The organism is Spirillospora sp. CA-108201 (genome assembly GCF_050936235.1).
Taxonomy (GTDB): domain Bacteria; phylum Actinomycetota; class Actinomycetes; order Streptosporangiales; family Streptosporangiaceae; genus Spirillospora.
In genome coordinates, this window is the sequence record NZ_JBNJNE010000001.1 from 5,620,001 (window position 1) to 5,639,113 (window position 19,113).

Annotated in this window: 17 protein-coding genes and 1 riboswitch; of the genes, 10 read left to right on the top strand and 7 right to left on the bottom strand. The window is 71.1% G+C overall.

Annotation, left to right across the window (positions count from 1 at the left end):
* Window positions 1-617: 617 nt before the first annotated feature.
* From purQ to purS, 3 genes are all read right to left on the bottom strand, one after another.
* The gene (purQ, locus tag ACQEU6_RS27010) at window positions 618-1,298 is read right to left on the bottom strand and encodes a phosphoribosylformylglycinamidine synthase subunit PurQ (RefSeq protein WP_499335839.1); all 681 of its coding nucleotides are present in this window, start codon (window positions 1,296-1,298) and stop codon (window positions 618-620) included.
* A 101-nt stretch (window positions 1,299-1,399) separates the two neighbouring features.
* Window positions 1,400-1,840 (bottom strand): ATP-binding protein, encoded by a 441-nt coding sequence (locus ACQEU6_RS27015; protein ID WP_499340355.1) that lies wholly within the window; start codon window positions 1,838-1,840, stop codon window positions 1,400-1,402.
* A gap of 225 nt (window positions 1,841-2,065) precedes the next feature.
* Window positions 2,066-2,308: a phosphoribosylformylglycinamidine synthase subunit PurS gene (gene purS, locus ACQEU6_RS27020; RefSeq protein WP_089315160.1), complete on the bottom strand. Its 243-nt coding sequence runs from the start codon at window positions 2,306-2,308 to the stop codon at window positions 2,066-2,068.
* A gap of 95 nt (window positions 2,309-2,403) precedes the next feature.
* Here purS and ACQEU6_RS27025 point away from each other — a divergent pair, with 95 nt between their 5' ends.
* The 4 genes from ACQEU6_RS27025 (at window position 2,404) to ACQEU6_RS27040 (ending at window position 7,843) form a co-directional block, all read left to right on the top strand.
* The gene (locus ACQEU6_RS27025) at window positions 2,404-4,023 is read left to right on the top strand and encodes a hypothetical protein (protein WP_499335840.1); all 1,620 of its coding nucleotides are present in this window, start codon (window positions 2,404-2,406) and stop codon (window positions 4,021-4,023) included.
* A gap of 270 nt (window positions 4,024-4,293) precedes the next feature.
* Window positions 4,294-5,430 (top strand): pyruvate dehydrogenase (acetyl-transferring) E1 component subunit alpha, encoded by a 1,137-nt coding sequence (gene pdhA / locus ACQEU6_RS27030; RefSeq protein WP_499335841.1) that lies wholly within the window; start codon window positions 4,294-4,296, stop codon window positions 5,428-5,430.
* Window positions 5,427-6,410, top strand: coding sequence for an alpha-ketoacid dehydrogenase subunit beta (locus tag ACQEU6_RS27035; RefSeq protein WP_499335842.1), 984 nt, complete (start codon window positions 5,427-5,429; stop codon window positions 6,408-6,410). Before pdhA ends, ACQEU6_RS27035 begins: the two co-directional genes overlap by 4 nt.
* Before the next feature lie 5 nt (window positions 6,411-6,415).
* A complete protein-coding gene (locus ACQEU6_RS27040) occupies window positions 6,416-7,843 on the top strand; it encodes a dihydrolipoamide acetyltransferase family protein (protein ID WP_499335844.1) in 1,428 nt (475 codons plus the stop codon).
* Between the two features lie 38 nt (window positions 7,844-7,881).
* Here ACQEU6_RS27040 and ACQEU6_RS27045 read toward each other — a convergent pair whose 3' ends face one another.
* Window positions 7,882-9,375, bottom strand: a complete 1,494-nt coding sequence (locus ACQEU6_RS27045) for an OmpA family protein (RefSeq protein ID WP_499335845.1) — start codon at window positions 9,373-9,375, stop codon at window positions 7,882-7,884.
* A gap of 240 nt (window positions 9,376-9,615) precedes the next feature.
* Here ACQEU6_RS27045 and ACQEU6_RS27050 point away from each other — a divergent pair, with 240 nt between their 5' ends.
* Both ACQEU6_RS27050 and ACQEU6_RS27055 read left to right on the top strand, forming a co-directional pair.
* Window positions 9,616-10,065, top strand: a complete 450-nt coding sequence (locus ACQEU6_RS27050) for a hypothetical protein (protein WP_499335846.1) — start codon at window positions 9,616-9,618, stop codon at window positions 10,063-10,065.
* Between the two features lie 558 nt (window positions 10,066-10,623).
* The gene (locus ACQEU6_RS27055) at window positions 10,624-11,361 is read left to right on the top strand and encodes a dienelactone hydrolase family protein (RefSeq protein WP_499335848.1); all 738 of its coding nucleotides are present in this window, start codon (window positions 10,624-10,626) and stop codon (window positions 11,359-11,361) included.
* 104 nt (window positions 11,362-11,465) lie between these two features.
* Here ACQEU6_RS27055 and ACQEU6_RS27060 read toward each other — a convergent pair whose 3' ends face one another.
* Both ACQEU6_RS27060 and ACQEU6_RS27065 read right to left on the bottom strand, forming a co-directional pair.
* Window positions 11,466-12,032, bottom strand: a complete 567-nt coding sequence (locus ACQEU6_RS27060) for a dihydrofolate reductase family protein (RefSeq protein ID WP_499335849.1) — start codon at window positions 12,030-12,032, stop codon at window positions 11,466-11,468.
* Between the two features lie 186 nt (window positions 12,033-12,218).
* Complete coding sequence (locus tag ACQEU6_RS27065; RefSeq protein ID WP_499335851.1) at window positions 12,219-14,054, bottom strand: acyl-CoA dehydrogenase; 1,836 nt, start codon at window positions 14,052-14,054, stop codon at window positions 12,219-12,221.
* Between the two features lie 267 nt (window positions 14,055-14,321).
* On the opposite strand from ACQEU6_RS27065, the gene ACQEU6_RS27070 reads away from it, so the two are divergent.
* Entirely contained in the window at window positions 14,322-15,659 is a 1,338-nt protein-coding gene (locus ACQEU6_RS27070) for a UDP-glucose dehydrogenase family protein (RefSeq protein ID WP_499335852.1), read from the top strand.
* Window positions 15,660-15,732: 73 nt separating this feature from the next.
* On the opposite strand, the gene ACQEU6_RS27075 is transcribed toward ACQEU6_RS27070, so the two are convergent.
* Complete coding sequence (locus ACQEU6_RS27075; protein WP_499335854.1) at window positions 15,733-15,933, bottom strand: hypothetical protein; 201 nt, start codon at window positions 15,931-15,933, stop codon at window positions 15,733-15,735.
* 243 nt (window positions 15,934-16,176) lie between these two features.
* Window positions 16,177-16,241: riboswitch (guanidine-III (ykkC-III) riboswitch) on the top strand.
* Between the two features lie 33 nt (window positions 16,242-16,274).
* On the opposite strand from ACQEU6_RS27075, the gene ACQEU6_RS27080 reads away from it, so the two are divergent.
* The 3 genes from ACQEU6_RS27080 to ACQEU6_RS27090 all read left to right on the top strand — a co-directional run bounded on the left by ACQEU6_RS27080 (window position 16,275) and on the right by ACQEU6_RS27090 (window position 19,070).
* Entirely contained in the window at window positions 16,275-16,598 is a 324-nt protein-coding gene (locus tag ACQEU6_RS27080; RefSeq protein WP_499335855.1) for a DMT family transporter, read from the top strand.
* A gap of 144 nt (window positions 16,599-16,742) precedes the next feature.
* A complete protein-coding gene (locus ACQEU6_RS27085) occupies window positions 16,743-17,528 on the top strand; it encodes a sporulation protein (protein WP_499335856.1) in 786 nt (261 codons plus the stop codon).
* 84 nt (window positions 17,529-17,612) lie between these two features.
* Window positions 17,613-19,070 carry a hypothetical protein gene (locus tag ACQEU6_RS27090; protein ID WP_499335857.1) on the top strand — a complete coding sequence of 486 codons (1,458 nt, stop codon included), beginning with the start codon at window positions 17,613-17,615 and terminating at the stop codon, window positions 19,068-19,070.
* The last annotated feature ends 43 nt before the right edge of the window (window positions 19,071-19,113 follow it).

Consider the following 19,113-nt stretch of genomic DNA (forward strand, 5'->3'; position numbering starts at 1 on the left):
CGCGGGCTGAGGCCCCGTGCCCGAAACGACCGCGGGCTGAGGCCCCGTGCCGGTGCCTACGGCGGGCTGGGGGCCGGTGCCGCGCCCCACGGTGGGCTGGGGGCCCGTTCCGGCGCCTACGGCGGCCTGAGGGCCGGTGCCATGGCCTACGGCGGCCTGAGGGCCCGTGCCGGAGCCCGCAAGGGGCTGCGGGCCGCTGCCCGTGCCCCGGGCGGGCGACGGCGCCGCGAAGGCGCTCAGGTCGGGCACTGTGAGCGACGGGTCCGCTACGGTGGACGTGGGGTCGCCACTGACGCGCTCTTCTTCCAGGGCCCGCGCGAACTCCGGGTCGGGCACCCCCTGGAACGGCGCAGGGCCCAGGACGGGCTCCTCGTCGTTCAGCACCGGGATGGGCCCGGTGAAGGGGCCGGGGGGCGGTTCGGCGGCCGGGTCCTGGGAGCCGGGCAGAGCGGGGGGCCGGTCCTCTTCGAGGATGGCCTTGAACCCCTGCGTCACAGCGGGATTGACGGGCTGGAGCTCCGGGTCGTCCGCGTCGGACTTGAGCTCGCCGAGCCACTCCATCGAGGGCTCGTCCTCGTCTCGGATAGCCCTTCCGGAAGCGTGGGGCCGTTGCTCACTCATGCGTTGACCAGTCTCTTGACGATCGAGGTGAAGAAGCCGAGCCCGTCGGTGGACGGCCCGGTCAGCGACTCGACGGCGTGCTCGGGATGGGGCATGAGCCCGACCACGTTGCCGGCCTCGTTGCAGATCCCGGCGATGTCGTCCTGGGAGCCGTTCGGGTTCAGGTCGAGGTAGCGGGCGACGATGCGGCCGGAGCCGGCCAGTTCGATCAGCGTCTCCCGGTCGGCGGTGTAGCGGCCGTCCCGGTTCTTCACCGGGATCACCAGTTCCTGTCCCTCGTTGTACTCCGAGGTCCAGGCGGTGTCGGCGTTCTCGACGCGCAGCCGCTGGTCGCGGCAGACGAAGTGCAGCCCCGCGTTCGGGAGCAGCGCGCCGGGCAGCAGGTGCGACTCGCACAGCACCTGGAAGCCGTTGCAGATGCCGAGGACGGGCAGGCCGTCGCCCGCGGCGGCCACGACCTCGGACATCAGCGGCGCGAACCGGGCGATCGCCCCGGCGCGCAGGTAGTCCCCGTAGGAGAACCCGCCGGGCAGGACGACGGCGTCGACCCCCCGCAGGTCGCGGTCGCCGTGCCAGAGGGCGACCGGCTCCGCGCCGGCCAGCCGCACCGCGCGTGCGGCGTCCTTGTCGTCAAGGGAACCTGGGAAGGTGATGATCCCAACCCGGGCAGCGTCCATCTGTTCTGTTCCTCCGAAATGAGGTGCGGCCGAGACGATCGGGATCTTCTCCGCCGATCAACCCCGATGCGCGTCGCATTCCCCCGCGCGCAGGTCCCAATCTACCCGGCGTTGGGAATGAGGCTGCGGTCGAGGCGTCCGACCAGCGCCCCGTCCCTCCAGGTCAGCCGCTTCCGCAGGTGAACGACGGTGCCCCGGTCGGGCACGGAGTCGATGTCCAGGTGATCCACCAGCGCACGCATGATCGTGATTCCGCGCCCCGACTCGCTCAGGGCGTCCGGCTCCGGCGGGGCGGACCGGAGCCCGCGGCCCCGGTCCATGACCTTCAGCATGCAGGTGCCGTCGTCCACGTGTCCGGTCACTTTGTAGTCGCCGTTGGCGCGGGCGTGCTCGATGACGTTCGTGCACGCCTCGGAGACCGCGACCAGCAGGTCGTCGACGCAGTCGTCGGCGACACCGAGCCCCCGCAGGGCGTCGCCCGTCACCCGCCGGACCACCGGGATGCTCAGCGCGTCGCGCGGCAGCGCGAGCGAGAACCTCATATCCACCCGGACACCTCGTGTCATGCTCCGGGCGTCCCGACCGTGCCCCCGGTCCCGGAGCGTGCTCGACGACTCAACGCAGCTAACACTTCCCCGACGGAATCTTCCGTAATCGCCACAGTCGCGAGTCCGCCATTTGGAACGGGCCATGTCGCGGCGGCAAACCGAGCGGCATTCTGCCGCCGGGGCGGGCGGCGGACCGGTCCCGGCCGCACGCCCGGCCGGTTACAGAACGTGAACCTCGTAGTTCTCGATGACCGGGTTCGCCAGCAGCGTCTCGGCGATCTTGCCGACCTTCTCCAGGGCCGCCTCGTCGGCGTCCCCCTCCAGCTCCACCTCGAACCGCTTGCCCTGCCGGACGGCCACGACCCCGTCGAACCCCATCTGCGGCAGCTTGCGGGCGATCGCCTGCCCCTGCGGGTCGAGGATCTCCGGCTTGAGCATGACGTCCACGACGACACGCGCCACGGTCGCCCCCTCACTGATCTGCGCTTTTGCTTACGATCCTGAAGCGTACGGCACCATGGCCCATCACGAGCCATCAGCACCCCCGGAGCCAGCCGATGAACATCGAGGACCTCACGCCCGTGGAGCGCCGCCTGTGGGAGGCGTTCCCCAAGGGCGAATCCGTCGACCTGTCGTCCGGCGACCAGGCGATGGACGACATCACGCGCTCCGACCGCTGGGGACGTGACCGGATGGTCAGGGCGGAGGTCCTCGTCGCCCTGCTCGTCGGCGCGGTGGATGCCGAGCCCGGCCAGGTCGCCGCCGTGCGGCTCGGCGGCGCCCGCATCACCGGCTCGCTGAACCTCGGGCACGCGGAGGTCCACGTCCCGCTGGCGCTCACCGGCTGCGACTTCGACGAGGCGCCGCACCTGTACTGGGCGAACATGAACAGCGTCCACCTGATGCGCTGCCGGCTGCCCGGCCTGATCGCCTCCGGCACGCGGGTGGACGGCCACCTGTGGCTGGAGGGCAGCCGCATCAACGGCGGCCTCTGGCTGGACGGGGCGAACATCACCGGCATCCTCAACATGTCGGGCGTGCACCTGTCCAACCCCGGCGGGGACGCGATGCTCGCCGACCGCCTCTCGGTCGAGGCGAACGTCTACTGCGACCAGGGGTTCGCCGCCAACGGCGAGGTCCGGCTGCCGGGGGCCCGCGTCGGCGGCCAGCTGATCTTCCGGGGCGCGCGGCTGCACAACCCGTCCGGCGCCGCCCTGTACGCCAGCCGCCTGGACGTGGCCGCGAACGTGTTCTGCGACGGCGGGTTCAGCGCCGAGGGGGAGGTCCGACTGCGCGGCGCGCGCGTCGGCGGCTACCTGTCGTTCGTCGGCGCCCGCCTGGCCGCCCCCAAGCGGACCGCCCTGAACGCCGACGACCTGGCCGTCGAGACCGACATCTACTGCTCGGACGGGTTCACCGCCGTCGGCGCCGTCAGCTTCTCCGGGGCCCGCGTCACCGGGCAGCTCAGCCTGCGCGACGCCCGCCTGCTCCACGACGAGGGGACGGCGCTCGGCCTCCAGCGGCTCCAGGCCGAGGAGCTGCTGATGCGCACCTCCGAGCCGATCAAGGGGACCGCGGACCTGTCCTACGCGCGCATCAACCTGCTGCGCGACGACGCCGCGTCCTGGCCGGAGCGCCTCCAGCTCGACGGCCTCCAGTACGAGACCCTCGAACCGCCGCTCACCGCCCGCGAGCGGCTCGCGTGGCTGCGCCGCGACACCGACGGCTACGCCCCGCAGCCCTACGAACGGCTCGCGCAGACCTACCGCTCCCTCGGCCTGGACGCCGACGGGCGCTCCGTCCTGCTCGCCAAGGCCCGGGACCGGCGCCGGACGCAGGGCGTCCCCCGCAAGATCGTCGGCTGGTTCCAGGACGGGCTGGTCGGCTACGGCTACCGCCCGTTCCGCGCCGCGAGCTGGCTGGTCGGCCTGCTCGCCTTCGGGACCATCGTCTTCTCGATCCACCGGCCGGACGTCCTGGACGACGGCCACAAGCCGCACTTCAACGCGTTCTTCTACACGCTCGACCTCCTCCTGCCGATCGGCAGCCTCGGCCAGGAGATGGAGTTCGCGCCGAAGGGCGTCTACCAGTGGATCGCCAACTTCATCGTCGCCGCGGGCCTGCTCCTCGGCCTGACGGTCGCGGCCGGCGCCACCCGCGCGTTGTCTCGGGAATAGCGGGCATCTCGGGATCGGCAGGCATCTCGGGATCGTCAGGCATCGGGGACGGCGAACGTAACGTGCGTCACGTCCGGGTCGCGGGGCATGCCCGGGGGTAGGACCTCCGGTGGAGGGACTCGCATCGCGGTGGCGGGGGCCTTGCATCGCAGGGTGTGATGTCTGCCACGATGGCATTGCGGCTTTTGTCCCTTACCGGGGGCGGGGCCGTCGACATCGGCCGACCGCGCGGCGACCCCGCGTGACGGCCCCGAACGAGGAGTGTCATCGATGACGATCGACTCCGTGCGCGGCGCGCCCGACACCCCCAAGGCCGCCGAGCCCGAACTCGTCCAGCTGCTCACGCCCGAGGGCGAGCGCGTCGAGCACCCGGACTATCCCCTGGACCTCGGCGCCGAGGACGTGCGCGGCCTCTACCGCGACCTGGTCGTCGTCCGGCGCATCGACCAGGAGGCCGTGGCGCTCACCCGGCAGGGCGAGCTCGGCCTCTGGGCCTCGCTGCTCGGGCAGGAGGCGGCGCAGATCGGCTCCGGGCGGGCGGCGTCCGCCAACGACATGGTCTTCCCGACGTACCGGGAGCACGGCGTCGCCTGGTGCCGGGACGTGGAGCCGCTGAAACTGCTCGGCATGTTCCGGGGCGTCAACCACGGCGGTTGGGACCCCAAGGAGCACGGCTTCCACCTGTACACCGTCGTGATCGGCAGCCAGACGCTGCACGCGACCGGGTACGCGATGGGCGTCCAGAGGGACGGTGTGCTCGGCACCCCGTCGGCCGGCGCCACGATCGCCTACTTCGGGGACGGGGCGACGTCCCAGGGCGACGTCAACGAGTCCTTCGTGTTCGCCTCGGTCTTCAATGCGCCGATCGTGTTCTTCTGCCAGAACAACCAGTGGGCCATCTCCGAGCCCCTGGAGCGGCAGTCCAGGATTCCTCTCTACAAGCGTGCGCAGGGTTTCGGCTTCCCGGGCATCCGCGTGGACGGCAACGACGTGTTCGCCTGCCTGGCCGTCACCAAGAAGGCATTGGAGAACGCCAGGACGGGTCAGGGCCCCACGCTCGTCGAGGCCTACACGTACCGGATGGGCGCCCACACCACGACCGACGACCCCACGCGCTACCGGCTGAAGGCCGAGGAGGAGGCGTGGAAGCTCAAGGACCCCATCGAGCGCGTCAAGGCGTACCTGGTGCGCGGCGACCTGGCGGACACGGGGTTCTTCCAGAAGGTGGAGGACGAGGCCAAGCAGATCACCCGGGAGCTGCGTGAGGCGTGCCTGGCACTGCCCGACCCGGAGCCGCTGTCGATGTTCGACCACGTGTACGGGGCCGAGCACCCGCTGATGACCGAGGAGCAGGAGCAGTTCGCCGCCTACCTGGCGTCGTTCGAGGAGGAGGAGGAGGCGAAGTGAGCACCCTGACCCTCGGCAAGGCCCTCAACGAGGGCCTGCGCAAGGCCATGGAGAACGACCCGAAGGTCCTGGTCATGGGCGAGGACGTCGGCAAGCTCGGCGGCGTCTTCCGCATCACCGACGGCCTGCAGAAGGACTTCGGCGAGGAGCGGGTCATCGACACCCCGCTCGCCGAGTCCGGCATCGTCGGGACCGCGATCGGCCTGGCGCTGCGCGGCTACCGCCCCGTGGTGGAGATCCAGTTCGACGGGTTCGTGTTCCCCGCCGCCGACCAGATCATCACGCAGCTGGCGAAGATGCGGATGCGCTCGCTCGGCGCGCTGGAGCTGCCGGTCGTCGTCCGGATCCCGTGCGGCGGCGGCATCGGCGCGGTCGAGCACCACTCCGAGTCGCCCGAGGCGTACTTCACCCACACCGCCGGCCTGCGCGTGGTGGCGTGCTCGAACCCGCTGGACGCCTACTCGATGATCCAGCAGTCGATCGCCTCCCCCGACCCGGTGGTCTTCTTCGAGCCCAAGCGCCGGTACTGGGACAAGGCGGAGGTCGACACCGACTCCGGCCCGGCCGACTGGACGGCGCTGCACCGGGCGGCGGTCGTGCGGCCGGGCGAGCACGCGACGCTGCTGGCCTACGGGCCGTCGGTGAAGACGTGCCTGGAGGCCGCCGGGGCCGCCGCCGAGGAGGGGCGGCGGCTGGAGGTCATCGACCTGCGCTCGCTGAACCCTCTCGACATCGGCACCGTGACCGACTCGGTGAACCGGACGGGACGCTGCGTCGTCGTCCACGAGGCCCCGGTGTTCAACGGGTACGGCGCCGAGCTGGCCGCCCGGATCACCGAGAAGTGCTTCTACCGGCTGGAGTCGCCGGTGCTGCGCGTCGGCGGGTTCTCCACCCCGTACCCGCCGTCCCGCATCGAGGACCATTACCTGCCCGACCTCGACCGCATCCTGGACGCGGTCGACCGGACCTTCGCGTGGTGACGCCGGTGAGCCAGCCGAGACTGTTCAAACTGCCGGACGTGGGCGAGGGCCTGACGGAGGCCGAGATCGTCAAGTGGCACGTCCGGCCCGGCGACACCGTCGAGGTGAACCAGACCATCGTCGAGATCGAGACGGCGAAGGCGATCGTGGAGCTGCCCTGCCCGTTCGAGGGCGTGGTGACCGAGCTGATGGTCACCGAGGGGCAGACCGTGGACGTCGGGGTCCCGATCATCGCGGTGGACGCCGGCGGCGGCGAGGGAGGCGTGGCCCCGCCGGTGTCCACGCCGGTGTCCGAGCCCCCGGCGCAGACGGCCGCGCTGCGCGAGGAGGGCGTTCCGACCGCCCGTGAGCCGGGCATGGCGGCGCCGCAGGAGCGGCCGAAGCGCACGCCCGTCCTCGTCGGCTACGGCGTGAAGGAGGGGACGACCAAGCGCCGTCCCCGCAAGCCGGCCAACGGCGCGGCGCCCGCGGCTCCGGCCGCCCCCGCACCGGCTCCCGCACCGGCTCCCGCGCCCGCGCCCGCCCCGCAGGCGCCGCCGGCGCCCCGTCCGGGCCCTTCGGGCAACGGGCTGCCGCCGGCCAAGCCGCCCGTCCGGAAGCTGGCCAAGGATCTCGGGGTGGACCTCGCGTCCATCGCCGGGTCGGGCCCGGAGGGATCGATCACGCGCGAGGACGTCCACGCCGCGCGGGCCGGGGCTCCCGCCGCGCCCGTCCAGGCGGGCCCGCGCGAGGAGCGGGTCCCCGTCAAGGGCGTCCGCAAGGCGACCGCGGCGGCGATGTCCGGTTCGGCGTTCACCGCCCCGCACGTCACCGAGTTCCTCCAGGTGGACGTGACGCGGACGATGGAGACCGTCAAGCGGCTCCGCGAGCTGCCCGAGTTCGCGGACGTGAAGGTGTCGCCGCTGCTGCTGGTGGCGCGCGCGCTGCTCACCGCCGTGGCGCGCCACCCGATGGTGAACTCCACGTGGGCGGACGGTCCGGACGGCGCGGAGATCGTCGTCAAGCGCTACGTGAACCTGGGGATCGCCGCGGCCACCGATCGCGGCCTCATCGTCCCCAAGGTGAAGGACGCGCACGACCTCGATCTGCCGGGCCTCGCGCGCGCTCTGAACGAGCTGGCGGCGAAGGCCCGCGCGGGCAAGGCGTCTCCCGCCGACCTGTCCGACGGGACGATCACGATCACCAACGTCGGCGTGTTCGGGGTGGACGCCGGAACCCCGATCCTCACCCCCGGCGAGGCCGCGATCCTGGCGTTCGGCCAGGTCCGGGACATGCCCTGGGTGCACGAGGGCGAGCTCGCGATCCGCAAGGTGACCACGCTGGCGCTCTCGTTCGACCACCGCATCGTGGACGGCGAACTGGGCTCCCGCGTCCTGCGCGACGTCGGGGACATGCTGGAGGACCCGATCCGCATGCTCGCCTGGAGCCGCTGACGGTTCCGTGGGGGCCGGCTCCGGGTCGGCCCCCACGATCAGGAGACGGAGACCTTCTCGACCTTGCCGAAGGGACCGGCGTCGAGGGTCACGGACGTGACGTTGCCGGGCGGGGCCGGAAGGTAGACGAAGCCCCGAACGGGTTCGTTGACCGCGGTGCGGAAGACGGCTCGTCCAGCATCGACGTAGTTGGTAGGGCGGCCCGGCGCCGGAGGGCCGACGCGAACGGCGCGGTAGACGTCCTTCTTGCCCGGCACCTGAATGGAGAACGATCCGAACACTCCGCCCGGGTAGGCCGGGTTCGGGTAAGACGCGTCCGGCGGCGTGGTTCCCGGGCCCTCGTTCACGATGTCGAACACGGCGACGATGTAGGCGCCGTCCCGGTAGAAGGGCTTGACCTCAAGGCGCCTCTTGGCAGCGCCAAAGGAAGCCGTACGGGACGCCACCTTCTGCCCGTCCTGGGCACGGAAAGAAGCCGGTTGGGACGAGGCTGACGCTGTCGACTTGAGCTGGTAGGTGATGTCGACGCCATCACCGTCCTGCCGCCCGTTCGCCGTGTAGGTGAACGCACTTCCGAGTCTGGTCTTCATCTCGTTCAGGAGTGCCTGGGCCCGGTCCCCGGACACCTTGGCGTCATCGGCATGCGCGACCAACGTCAGCGCGCCGGCCGCCTGCCCCTTGATCTGCTGGGCGACCCCGTCCAGCGCGGCCTTGGCGCCGCTCGCGGGCTTGGCCGAACGGGTCTCGAACAGGGCATCGCTGCGCAGGCCGACCGTGACGCTCGATCCGCTGGACGAGACGGTCCGTCCCTCCACCTCGACGATGTCGTACAGGTCGACGGGGTTCCCGCCCGGCACGGCGCTCGGCGGGGAGGAGGCGGCCGACGGGGAGGTCGTGATCGGGGACGGCGCGGCCGCCAGGAACGGCTCGGCCCCGACCTGCGGAGAAGACGAAACCGACGGAGAGGACGGAACCGGCCCGCTCGGCGAGGCGGACGAGAACGGCGGCACCCCCGTCCCAGAGGGAGCGGCCGGCGCCGACGGCGTGGCCGGCGCGGCGGCCACCGGGATCCCGGTGAACTCCCCGGCCGTCCCGGGCGTGATCGCCGTGACCTTCGAGACGGTCGCCGGGATCGGCGGATAGTCGGCGGCCATCTCGCGGGTCGTGCCGGGCGCGAACCCGGAGCCGCTGGTGGTCCCGGTCGGCTTGTAGAGCCGGCGCCCGGCCGTGTCCAGAAGCGCGATCTCGAACGGCACCGACTTCACCGACGAGTCCAGCGACGTCACGCTGTAGCGCAGCACCGACTTGGCGGCCTGCCTCTCGACGCCCCTGATGGCCACACGCGCGTGCAGGCCGTCCGCATCGCCGAACCACCCCTCCTTGCCGAAAGCCCCCGCAGGCTCCACGGAGGGAGGAGCACCCCCCGCCCGAACGGTCGGCGGGACGACCTTCTCAGCCCGGTCGGCGTCGGCGCATCCGGCGACGACCGACAGGCCGGCAAGCAACACGGCGAGGGGCAGCGCACGCATCATTCATCCGGTCGAGAGGAGGCGGGCGAGGGACGCGGGCAACAGTAGTCAACCGCGACGGCCGGCCGGAAGAGTCCCGGCACATCCGGACAACCAGAACTCGCTAGAATAAGGCAGCTTTTCACCCGGATACCAGTTCAGCCGATGCTTCCAGCACCAAAGGGGAAGTCGATAGCGGCGGCGACCGTCGCGCACTCGGTCGAGCAACTGGCAATCCACCCAGCGGAACGAAGAGGCGAGGCAATGCCGGTAACCGACCACCAGATGGCGACCTTGCGATCTCAACTCACCGGGCGGATCGACGAGCACCGGCGGCTGCTCTCCCAGATGGACCACGCCGCGGCCAACCGGTACGTGTCACTGCTGATCGCCGCCTTCTTCGAGGCGGCGATACGGCGCTTCGTGCGTGATGGATCACCGGTGGACGACACCGAGATCATCAAGTTCGTCGCATCGGTGCGGAACCGGCTCGCCGATCCCGGCGACCTGGACGCCCAGGTGGCCCTGACGCTCATCAAGATCGCAATCGACAAGCTGCCCGTGGAAGCCCAGAAGGGCATCAGCCTCGACGTTTCCAACGGTACGAGGATCATTCTGCTGTCAGGCATGGTCGGCGCCCTGAACCTGAGCCCCGACCAGCTCGAAGAATTCCTGAACGCAGCCCGGGCCATGACGGACAAAGCGTTCCCGTGACGCCTCCCCCGAGGCCGTGACAACGGACGGCCCGCTTCCGAGCCGCCGAGGAAATAAGAAAGCGACCTCCGCAGAGGCCGCTGACTGTTCCGGATGGAACCTCGGGCGAGCCGGCTTACCGGCCTTCCCCGTAGTTACTCCTGGCCCAGGACCTTGTCAGGGTCGAACCCCGCGAGGTCCAGCGCTTCCGCGAGCTCTTCGTCGCTGGCGACGTCGTCGTCATCGCCCTTGGGCGCCGTTTCCCTGGCCATTTCTTTTGCTCCCTGCCTCGCAGTGAGCCGGCGGCTTTTACCGTCGGCGGTGTTGACAGTCCGTGCGGTGGGGGCGTTGTCAAACCCTCGGAGCGACCGTTCACGGCGCAGCGCCTCGTCCTGGGCGACGGCGCGAAAACCTGTTGGTGGGCCGCGGCGCGCGCTGCTAACTTGCGGGTGGCCGTGCGAGAGAACGAGGAGGTGGTACCCGTGAACGTATCGACATGGGTGCTCCCCTCCGGGGTCACGGTCGGGCGGTAGGTCGTCCGGGAGCGCCGTTCACGAGCACTCCCGAAAGGCACGACCCATGCAGTTCATCTCCGAGCGGCGCCTCGACGACGGCGTCCTCGAACGTGAATTCACCCTCGGCGAGATCCCCGGCATCCTGTGGACGCCCGGATCCGCGTCCGCGTCCGCGCCGGCCCCGCTGATCCTGATGGGCCACCCCGGCGGGCTGAGGAAGATGCACCCCCGGCTGGTGGGCCGGGCCCGGCACTGCGCGGCGGACGGCTTCGCCGCGGCCGCCATCGAACTCCCCGGGGGCGGTGACCGGCCCCGCTCGGCCGACGCCGAGCAGGCCCGCGCCGACCTGCGGCGGACGCTGGAGGCCGGCAGGCCGGTCGACGAGGAGACCATCGACCGGCTCATCCTCCCGCTGGTCGAGCAGGCGGTCCCGGAATGGCGGGCCACCCTGGACGCCCTCCTGTCGCTACCCGAGATCGGCGGCCCGGTCGGGTTCTCGGGAGGAGTGATCGCCATCGGCGTCCGGCTGGCGGTGGTGGAGCCGCGCATCTCGGCCGCCGTTCTGTTCGCCGGGAGTTACGTGCCCCGCACCATCCTCGCGGAGGCCCGGCAGGTCACCATTCCGCTGCACGTCCTGTTGCAGTGGGACGACGAGGGGAACGACCGGCAGGCGGCCCTGGACCTGTTCGACGCCTTCGGCTCCAAGGAGAAGACGCTGCACGCCAACATGGGCGGGCACACCGGCGTCCCGCAGTTCGCGGGTGACGCCGCGGCGGCGTTCTTCACCCGGCATCTGGCCTGACCGCTGACCGCCGGCGCACCAGAGGCGTCGCCGGCGGCCGCCAGATGCACGACCGCCCCGATCGCGCCGGTACCGGTGCGATCGGGGCGGCGCTCGTCTTCCGCCTACTTTTCGATCTCGTAGCGCAGCAGTGCCGTCCCGTTCTCGAAACGGGTGGCCTCGACCAGGCTGAGGTCCTGCCGGTCCTCGAAGATGCGCCGTCCCTTGCCGCGCGACGTCGGGCAGACGAGCATCCGGATCTCGTCGACGACGCCGGCGTCCAGCAAGGAGTGCATGAGGCTCAGGCTCCCCCACAGCCAGATGTCCTTGCCGTTCTGCTCCTTGAGTTCCCGGACGGTGGCGGCCGGGTCGCCGGTCACCGTCGCGGCGGGGAAGTCGCCCCAGGGGGCGTCGTCCAGCTTCGTCGAGGCGACGAACTTGGTGAGGTTGTTGAGTTTCTCGCCGTACTCACCCTGCTCGTCGGCGGTCGGCCAGTAGTCCTTGGTCTGGGCGTAGGTGTTCGCTCCGAGGATCATCGTGTCGACCGAGTCGATGAATCCCATCAAGCTCGCCTCGAAGGCCTTGTCGGTGGCCTCGGAGAAGGGCTCGCCCGACACGAAGCTGAGCCCGCCGTCCTCCTCCGCGGCGATGTTGTCGACGGTGGCCCACTGCTGGACTCTGAGCTTTCGCACGGCGCCGGATCTCCTTCGTCACGCGGCCTGTTCCCGGCCGCTCGTGCCCCTGGGACGGAGCAGGCACCGCGTCCTCGACATCCGCCACGGCTCGTGCCCGAAGTTTCTTCCGCGGCGGAGGCGCCCTGGCCACCGAGCAGCACTGTGGCCCTGCCCCGGGGAGGGGCAGGGCCACGGCGGCGGGGGCTAGAAGGAGTCTTCGGGGAGGTCCATCACGTCCAGGGTGGTGGACTCGGTGATGGCGCGGTCGGAGGCCAGGCGGGGCAGGACGGTCTGGCAGAAGAACTGCGCCGCCGCGACCTTGCCGGTGTAGAACGCCGTGTCGGAGTCGGAGACGTCGCCGCCGCCGAGGGCGTTCAGGGCGACCTCGGCCTGGCGGCACAGGAGCCAGCCGACGATCAGGTCGCCGAGGGCGAGCAGGAGGCGCGAGGAGTTCAGCCCGATCTTGTAGAGCTCCTTCGGGTTCTCCATCGAGCCGAGCGCCCAGCCGACCATGGGGTCGAGGATGCCCTGGACGTCGTCGAGGGCCCGGCCGAGCAGGGCGCGCTCGTTCTTGAGGCGGCCGTTGCCGGCCTCGGAGCCGGCGAACTCCCGGATCTCCCCGACGAGCACCTTCAGCGCCTCGCCGTTGTCCCGGAGGATCTTGCGGAAGAACAGGTCCTGGCCCTGGATCGCGGTGGTGCCCTCGTACAGGGTGTCGATCTTGGAGTCGCGGATGTACTGCTCGATCGGGTACTCCTGCAGGAAGCCGGACCCGCCGAGCGTCTGCAGCGACTCCGCGCCGAGCAGCGCGTACGCCCGCTCGGAGCCGAAGCCCTTCACGATCGGCAGCAGCAGGTCGTTGACCTTCTCCGCGGTCTCGTCCCTGCGGCCCTCGAACTCGGCGAGCTGCACGGCGTCCTGGTAGGACGCGGTGAGCAGCACGAGGGCGCGCATGCCCTCGGCGTAGGCCTTCTGCGTCATGAGGCTGCGCCGGACGTCCGGGTGGTGGGTGATCGACACCCGCGGAGCGGTCTTGTCGGTCATCTGCGTCATGTCCGCACCCTGGACGCGCTCCTTGGCGTACTCCAGCGCGTTGAGGTAGCCGGTCGACAGGGTGGCGATGGCCTTGGTGCCGACCATCATCCGCGCGTACTCGATGACGAGGAACATCTGCCGGATGCCCTGGTGGACGTCGCCGACGAGGTAGCCGACGGCCGGCTGCTTCTCGCCGAAGGTGAGCTCGCAGGTCGTGGAGACCTTCAGGCCCATCTTCTTCTCGACGCCCGTCACGTGGGCGCCGTTGCGCTCGCCGAGCTCACCGGTCTCCACGTCCACCAGGTACTTGGGGACGAGGAACATCGACAGGCCCTTGGTGCCGGGGCCGGCGCCCTCGGGGCGGGCCAGCACCAGGTGGAAGATGTTCTCGGACATGTCGTGCTCGGCCGAGGTGATGAAGCGCTTGACGCCCTCGATGTGCCAGGTGCCGTCCGGCTGCTGGACGGCCTTGGCGCGGCCGGCGCCGACGTCGGAGCCGGCGTCCGGCTCGGTCAGCACCATCGTGGCGCCCCACTGCCGCTCAAGGGCCAGCTCGGCGAACTTCTTCTGCTCGGGCGTGCCGATGTGCCAGAGGATCTGCGCGAAACCGGGGCCGGAGGCGAACATGTAGACGGCCGGGTTGGCGCCCAGCACCTGCTCGGCGACGGCCCAGGTGAGCGAGCGCGGGGCGCCGCTGCCGCCGAACTCGGGGGCGAGGTCGAGGCGGTACCACTCGGAGTCCATCCACGCCTTGAACGACTTCTTGAAGCCCTCCGGCATCGTGACCGCGCCCGTGGCGGGGTCGAACACCGGCGGGTGGCGGTCCGCGTCCTCGAAGGAGGCGGCGAGCGGGCCCTCGGCCAGCCGGTTCACCTCGTCGAGGATGCTGCGCACGGTGTCCTCGTCCAGTTCGGCGTACGGGCCGCTGCCGAGGAGGTCCTGGCGCCTGAACACCTCGAAGAGGTTGAACTCCAGGTCCCGGAGGTTGCTCTTGTAGTGCCCCATGCGAGACTCCGTCTGGTTCCGGCGGCGACCGGCGGCCCCGCTGCGTACTGGTTAGTAACTCGACATCATGCTACCCGCTGGTAACCACTGACAACCACCCCATTCGCGCCGTTTCCGGGGAGGCAGGCCACATCGATACCACGCCCGTCCACTCGGCGTGACCCACGTCACGAAGGCCCCCTGAACCGCACCCTCCTACGGCCCGCGCGGCGGGGGTGGCAAGATCAGGCGGGCGCGAATTCACCCGGGTGCACGAGGAGGTGCGCAATGAGGCAGGAGGAGGAGGCCGCCCCGAGACTGACCGTCATCGGGACCGGCTACCTCGGCGCCACGCACGCGATCTGCATGGCCGTGCTGGGGTACGAGGTCCTCGGTGTGGACGTCGACCGCCGCAAGATCGAACAGCTGGCGTCGGGCGAGGTCCCGATCTTCGAACCGGGGCTGCCGGAGCTGCTCACCAAGGCGCTCGACTCGGGCCGGCTCCGGTTCACCACCTCCTTCGCGGAGGCCGGCGAGTTCGGCGACGTCCACTTCGTGTGCGTGGGAACGCCCCAGCAGGCCGGTTCGGACGCCGCCGACCTCACCTACGTCGACGCCGCCGTCCGCTCCCTGGCGCCGCACCTGCGCCGCAGGTCCCTGGTCGTCGGCAAGTCCACCGTGCCGGTCGGGACGGCCGCGCGCCTCACCGGCCTCGTGCAGGAACTGGCGCCCGCGGGCACGGACGTCGAGCTGGCCTGGAACCCCGAGTTCCTCCGCGAGGGCTTCGCCGTGGACGACACGCTGCGCCCCGACCGGCTGGTGTTCGGCGTCGCGTCCGACTGGGCGCACGAACGGCTGCGGGCGGCGTTCAGGCCCGTCCTCGACCTCGGCACCCCGGTGATCCGCACGGACCTCGCGACCGCCGAGCTGGTCAAGGTGGCGGCGAACTCCTTCCTCGCCACGAAGATCTCCTACATCAACGCGATGGCCGAGGTCTGCGAGGCGGTCGGCGCCGACGTCAAGGACCTCGCCGACTCGCTGGCGCTGGACGACAGGATCGGCGGCAAGTTCCTGCGGCCGGGCCTCGGGTTCGGCGGCGGCTGCCTGCCCAAGGACATCCGGGCGTTCGCGCACCGCGCCGAGGAGATCGGCGTCGGCCAGGCCGTGTCGTTCCTGCGCGAGGTGGACGACATCAACCGGCGCCGCCGGGCCCGCACCGTCGACCTCGTCCGGGAACTGCTCGGCGGCGACCTCGCCGGCAAGCGCGTCGCCGCGTGGGGCGCCGCGTTCAAGCCCAACTCCGACGACATCCGGGACGCGCCCGCGCTGGACGTCGCGCGCACCATCCACGGCCTCGGCGCGGACGTGCGGATCTACGACCCCGTCGCCCTCGGCAACGCCCGCCGCGCGTTCCCCGAGCTGACCTACGGCGAGAGCGCGTTCGACGTGGCGCGGGACGCGGACGTCGTCGTCCTGCTGACCGAGTGGTCGGACTTCCGGGAGGTCGAACCGGAGGCGCTGGCCGGGGTCGTCCGCCACCGACGGGTCGTGGACGGCCGCCACGCCCTCGACGCCGCCCGCTGGCGCGCGGCGGGCTGGGAGTACCGCGCCCTGGGCCGGTCCTGAAGAAGTACCGGTCCCCGCGCCGAGCAGGCGCGGGGACCGGCGAGGCGGAAGCGTGTCGGCTACCGCCCAGGTGTCACTGGCTGCCGCCGGTCAGCCGGCGGTCCTCGGCCGTGGTCTCGGTCGCCTTGTCGTGCGCCTTGTCCATGGCCTCCTTGTTCTCCGGGGTCGGGTCCTGCAGGTACGCCTGACCGGCGACGTACAGCTCGGTCTGCGCGGCGTCCATCTTCTGCCCGGCCTCGTGCGCTTCGGGGTTCCGGGGGGTTTCGTTTGCCATGGGTCTCTCCGTTGGAAGTCGTTCACCGCGGCTACCGCGGCGGAGCTCCTCGTCCGATCGTCCGCGTAGGCCTAACCTGCGCGGGCCCCAGAGGATGAGGAGGCTCATGGAGAGCCGTCCGCCGAGCCGGCCGACCCGCAACAGGCGGCCGCGGCAAGCGCACGTCGGCGATGCGTGCGGGGCCGGGGCCATTCCCGGCGCGGGGGAACATCGCCCGTTCCCGGGCCGTTGACGATGACGAGGGCCACGCTCAGGCGGGCTTCTCCCGGACGAGGTGCGCCGTACCCGGAACGCGAAGACGGCGCGTGACAGCAGTCGTCTCGTCATCCGGGAGTGCCACCATGGCCTGGATCCTCGTCATCGTCGCCGGCCTCTTCGAGGTCGCCATGGCCCTGTGCCTGAAGGGCAGCAAGGGCTTCACCCAGCCGCTGGAGTCGGCGGGATTCCTCGTGTTCGCCGTGGCGTCCTTCGGGCTGCTCACCGTCGCCCTCAAGCATCTGGAGGTCGGCACCGCCTACGCCGTGTGGGTCGGCATCGGGGCCGTCGGGACGGCGGTGCTCGGCATGCTCTTCATGGGCGACGAGGTCTCCGTGACCCGCGTCGTCGCGCTCGCGTTCATCGTGCTCGGAGTCGTCGGCCTGAACCTCGCCGGAGGCGGTCACTGACCGGCGGATCGGGCGTTCCCGGCCGAACGGCCGGGAACGGCCACCGCCCGCGCAGGTCAGCCGAGTTCCCCGGAACGTAATCTCCCGTAACAGCGTCTATGGGACGAGAGCGCGGGGAGTCGCTCGAACACGGGAGGACGGACCTTGGTCTTCAAGAAGCTGCGTCAGGCGATGGGCATCGGCGGCCCCTCGATCGAGACGGTTCTGCACGACCCGAACACGACGCCCGGCGGGGTCGTCACCGGCGAGATCGCCATCATCGGAGGGCAGCACAACTCCGACATCAAGGCGGTGAACCTCGCCCTGCGCACCAAGGTCGAGGTCGAGTCCGGCGACAACGAGTACACCTCCAACCTGGAGTACGCCAAGATGCCGGTGGCGGGCGGGTTCAGCCTGCAGGAGGGCGCGCGGCACAGCATCCCGTTCCAGTTCCCGATCCCGTGGGAGGCGCCGCTCACCCACATGTACGGGCGCCCGCTGCACGGCACGACCGTCGGGATCGCGACGGAGCTGGAGGTCGCGGGGGCGCTCGACCCGGGCGACCTCGACCCGATCGCCGTCCACCCGCTGCCCGCGCAGGAGCGCCTCCTCGTGGCGTTCTCCAACCTCGGCTTCCAGTTCCGCAACGCCGACTGCGAGAAGGGCCGCATCTGGGGCGTCCACCAGGAGCTGCCCTTCTACCAGGAGATCGAGTTCTACCCGCCGGGGCAGTACGCGCGGGGCATCAAGCAGCTCGAAGTGACGTTCGTGTCCTACCCGCAGTCGATGGAGGTCGTGCTGGAGCTCGACAAGCGCGGCGGGGTGTTCACGGAGGGCCACGACGCGTTCAGCCGGTTCACGGTCGACTACGCGACCGTGGAGCACACCGACTGGGAGCAGCAGCTCGACGGCTTCCTGCGGGAGGCCGGGAGCCGCAGGGGCTTCTTCTGACGGCCGCCCGGCCGTCCGGCCGCCCATGGAGATCCCCTCCGCGATCTTGATCGCGGAGGGGATCTCCGCGTAGAAAGGGATCCCGTGCCCCAGCCTCCCGGACTGAACGACGCGGAACGGCGCCTCTGGACGGCGTTCCCCAACGGATCGACCGTCGTCCTCGGCGACGACCGCCCGGCCGGGCCCCTGCCCGACCGCATCGTCCGCGCCGAGATCATCACCCGGCTGCTGCTCGGGGAGCGCGAGCCGCGTCCCGGCGCGGTCGCGGCCGTCCGGCTCCGCGGCGCCTACGTCACGGGACGGCTGGACGTCGCGGGCGGCCGCGTCGAGGCCGAGCTGCTCCTGGAGGACTGCCGGCTCGTCGAGGAGCCGCTGCTCGCCAACGCCGAGACGCGCCAGCTCCGGTTCTCCGGCTGCCGGATGCCCGGCTTCGACGGCGGCGGCCTGCGCGTGGACGGCTTCCTCAGCCTGTCCGGCTCGGAGATCGAGGGGGAGGTCCGGCTGCCGCGGGCGCAGATCCTCGGCGGCCTGCGGATGAACGGGACGCGGGTCACCGCGTCCGCGCCGGAGAAGTGGGCGGTCTCCGGCGGCGCCCTCGTCGTGGACGCCGGGGCCTTCATCCGGGACGCCGAGATCACCGGCGGGGTGCGGTTCGTGGGCGCGCGGATGAACGGCGGGCTGTTCATGGAGCGCACCAGGCTCGCCAACCCCGGTCGCATCGCCCTGGACGCGCAGAACATGGTCGTCGAGGACACCGCCGAGCTGAGCCACGGGTTCAGCACGTTCGGCACCATCCGCCTGCGCAGCGCCCGCGTCAACGGCATCCTGTCGTTCGCCCGGGGCAGCCTGGACTCCTCCGACCCCGGCCGGATGGCCCTGCACGCCAGCCACATGCAGGTCGACGAGCTGCTGCTGTGGCCGCAGGAGCGGATCAAGGGCCGGGTGTCGCTGTCGTACTCCAGGATCGACCTGGTCATGGACCACCCGGACATCTGGCCGGACGAGCTGTACCTGAACGGCATGACGTACCAGACGCTGCGCGGCGCCGAGTTCAAGGAGCGGCTCAGCTGGGTGTCGCGGGACCCGGAGTTCCACCTCCAGCCGTACGAGCAGCTCGCCGGCTGGTACCACAGCATCGGCCACGACGACCTGGCCCGGAAGGTCCAGCTCGCCAAGCTGCGGGCGCGCCGCCGCGGGCTGCACCCGGTCCCGGGGGCGTGGAACCACGTGCTCGACTGGACGGTGGGGTTCGGCTACCGGCCCTGGCTGGCGTTCGCGTGGTTCGCCGCGCTGCTGGCCGTCGGGACGACGGTGTTCTCGATCGAGCACCCCCGCGCGGTCAAGCCGCCGGACGAGCTGCCCTCCTTCCACGCGCTGATCTACACGCTGGACCTGCTGATCCCGCTCGACACGTTCGGGCAGCAGCTGTCCTACGACGCGGTGAACTGGTCGCGCTGGGTGGCGTACGGGCTGGTCGCGACGGGGTGGGTGCTGGTGACGGCGCTGATCGCCGGCGCGACGCGGGTGCTGCGCCCGAACTGAGGCGCGGACGCGCCCGGGGCGGGACCGAACCCGGGCGGCGCCC

Bases quoted from the DNA above. Each gene is read 5' to 3' on its own strand.
- purQ (WP_499335839.1), bottom strand. From the start codon at position 1,298: ATGGACGCTGCCCGGGTTGGGATCATCACCTTCCCAGGTTCCCTTGAC.
- ACQEU6_RS27015 (WP_499340355.1), bottom strand. From the start codon at position 1,840: ATGAGGTTCTCGCTCGCGCTGCCGCGCGACGCGCTGAGCATCCCGGTG.
- ACQEU6_RS27025 (WP_499335840.1), top strand. From the start codon at position 2,404: ATGAACATCGAGGACCTCACGCCCGTGGAGCGCCGCCTGTGGGAGGCG.
- pdhA (WP_499335841.1), top strand. From the start codon at position 4,294: ATGACGATCGACTCCGTGCGCGGCGCGCCCGACACCCCCAAGGCCGCC.
- ACQEU6_RS27045 (WP_499335845.1), bottom strand. From the start codon at position 9,375: ATGATGCGTGCGCTGCCCCTCGCCGTGTTGCTTGCCGGCCTGTCGGTC.
- ACQEU6_RS27050 (WP_499335846.1), top strand. From the start codon at position 9,616: ATGCCGGTAACCGACCACCAGATGGCGACCTTGCGATCTCAACTCACC.
- ACQEU6_RS27055 (WP_499335848.1), top strand. From the start codon at position 10,624: ATGCAGTTCATCTCCGAGCGGCGCCTCGACGACGGCGTCCTCGAACGT.
- ACQEU6_RS27065 (WP_499335851.1), bottom strand. From the start codon at position 14,054: ATGGGGCACTACAAGAGCAACCTCCGGGACCTGGAGTTCAACCTCTTC.
- ACQEU6_RS27070 (WP_499335852.1), top strand. From the start codon at position 14,322: ATGAGGCAGGAGGAGGAGGCCGCCCCGAGACTGACCGTCATCGGGACC.
- ACQEU6_RS27075 (WP_499335854.1), bottom strand. From the start codon at position 15,933: ATGGCAAACGAAACCCCCCGGAACCCCGAAGCGCACGAGGCCGGGCAG.
- ACQEU6_RS27080 (WP_499335855.1), top strand. From the start codon at position 16,275: ATGGCCTGGATCCTCGTCATCGTCGCCGGCCTCTTCGAGGTCGCCATG.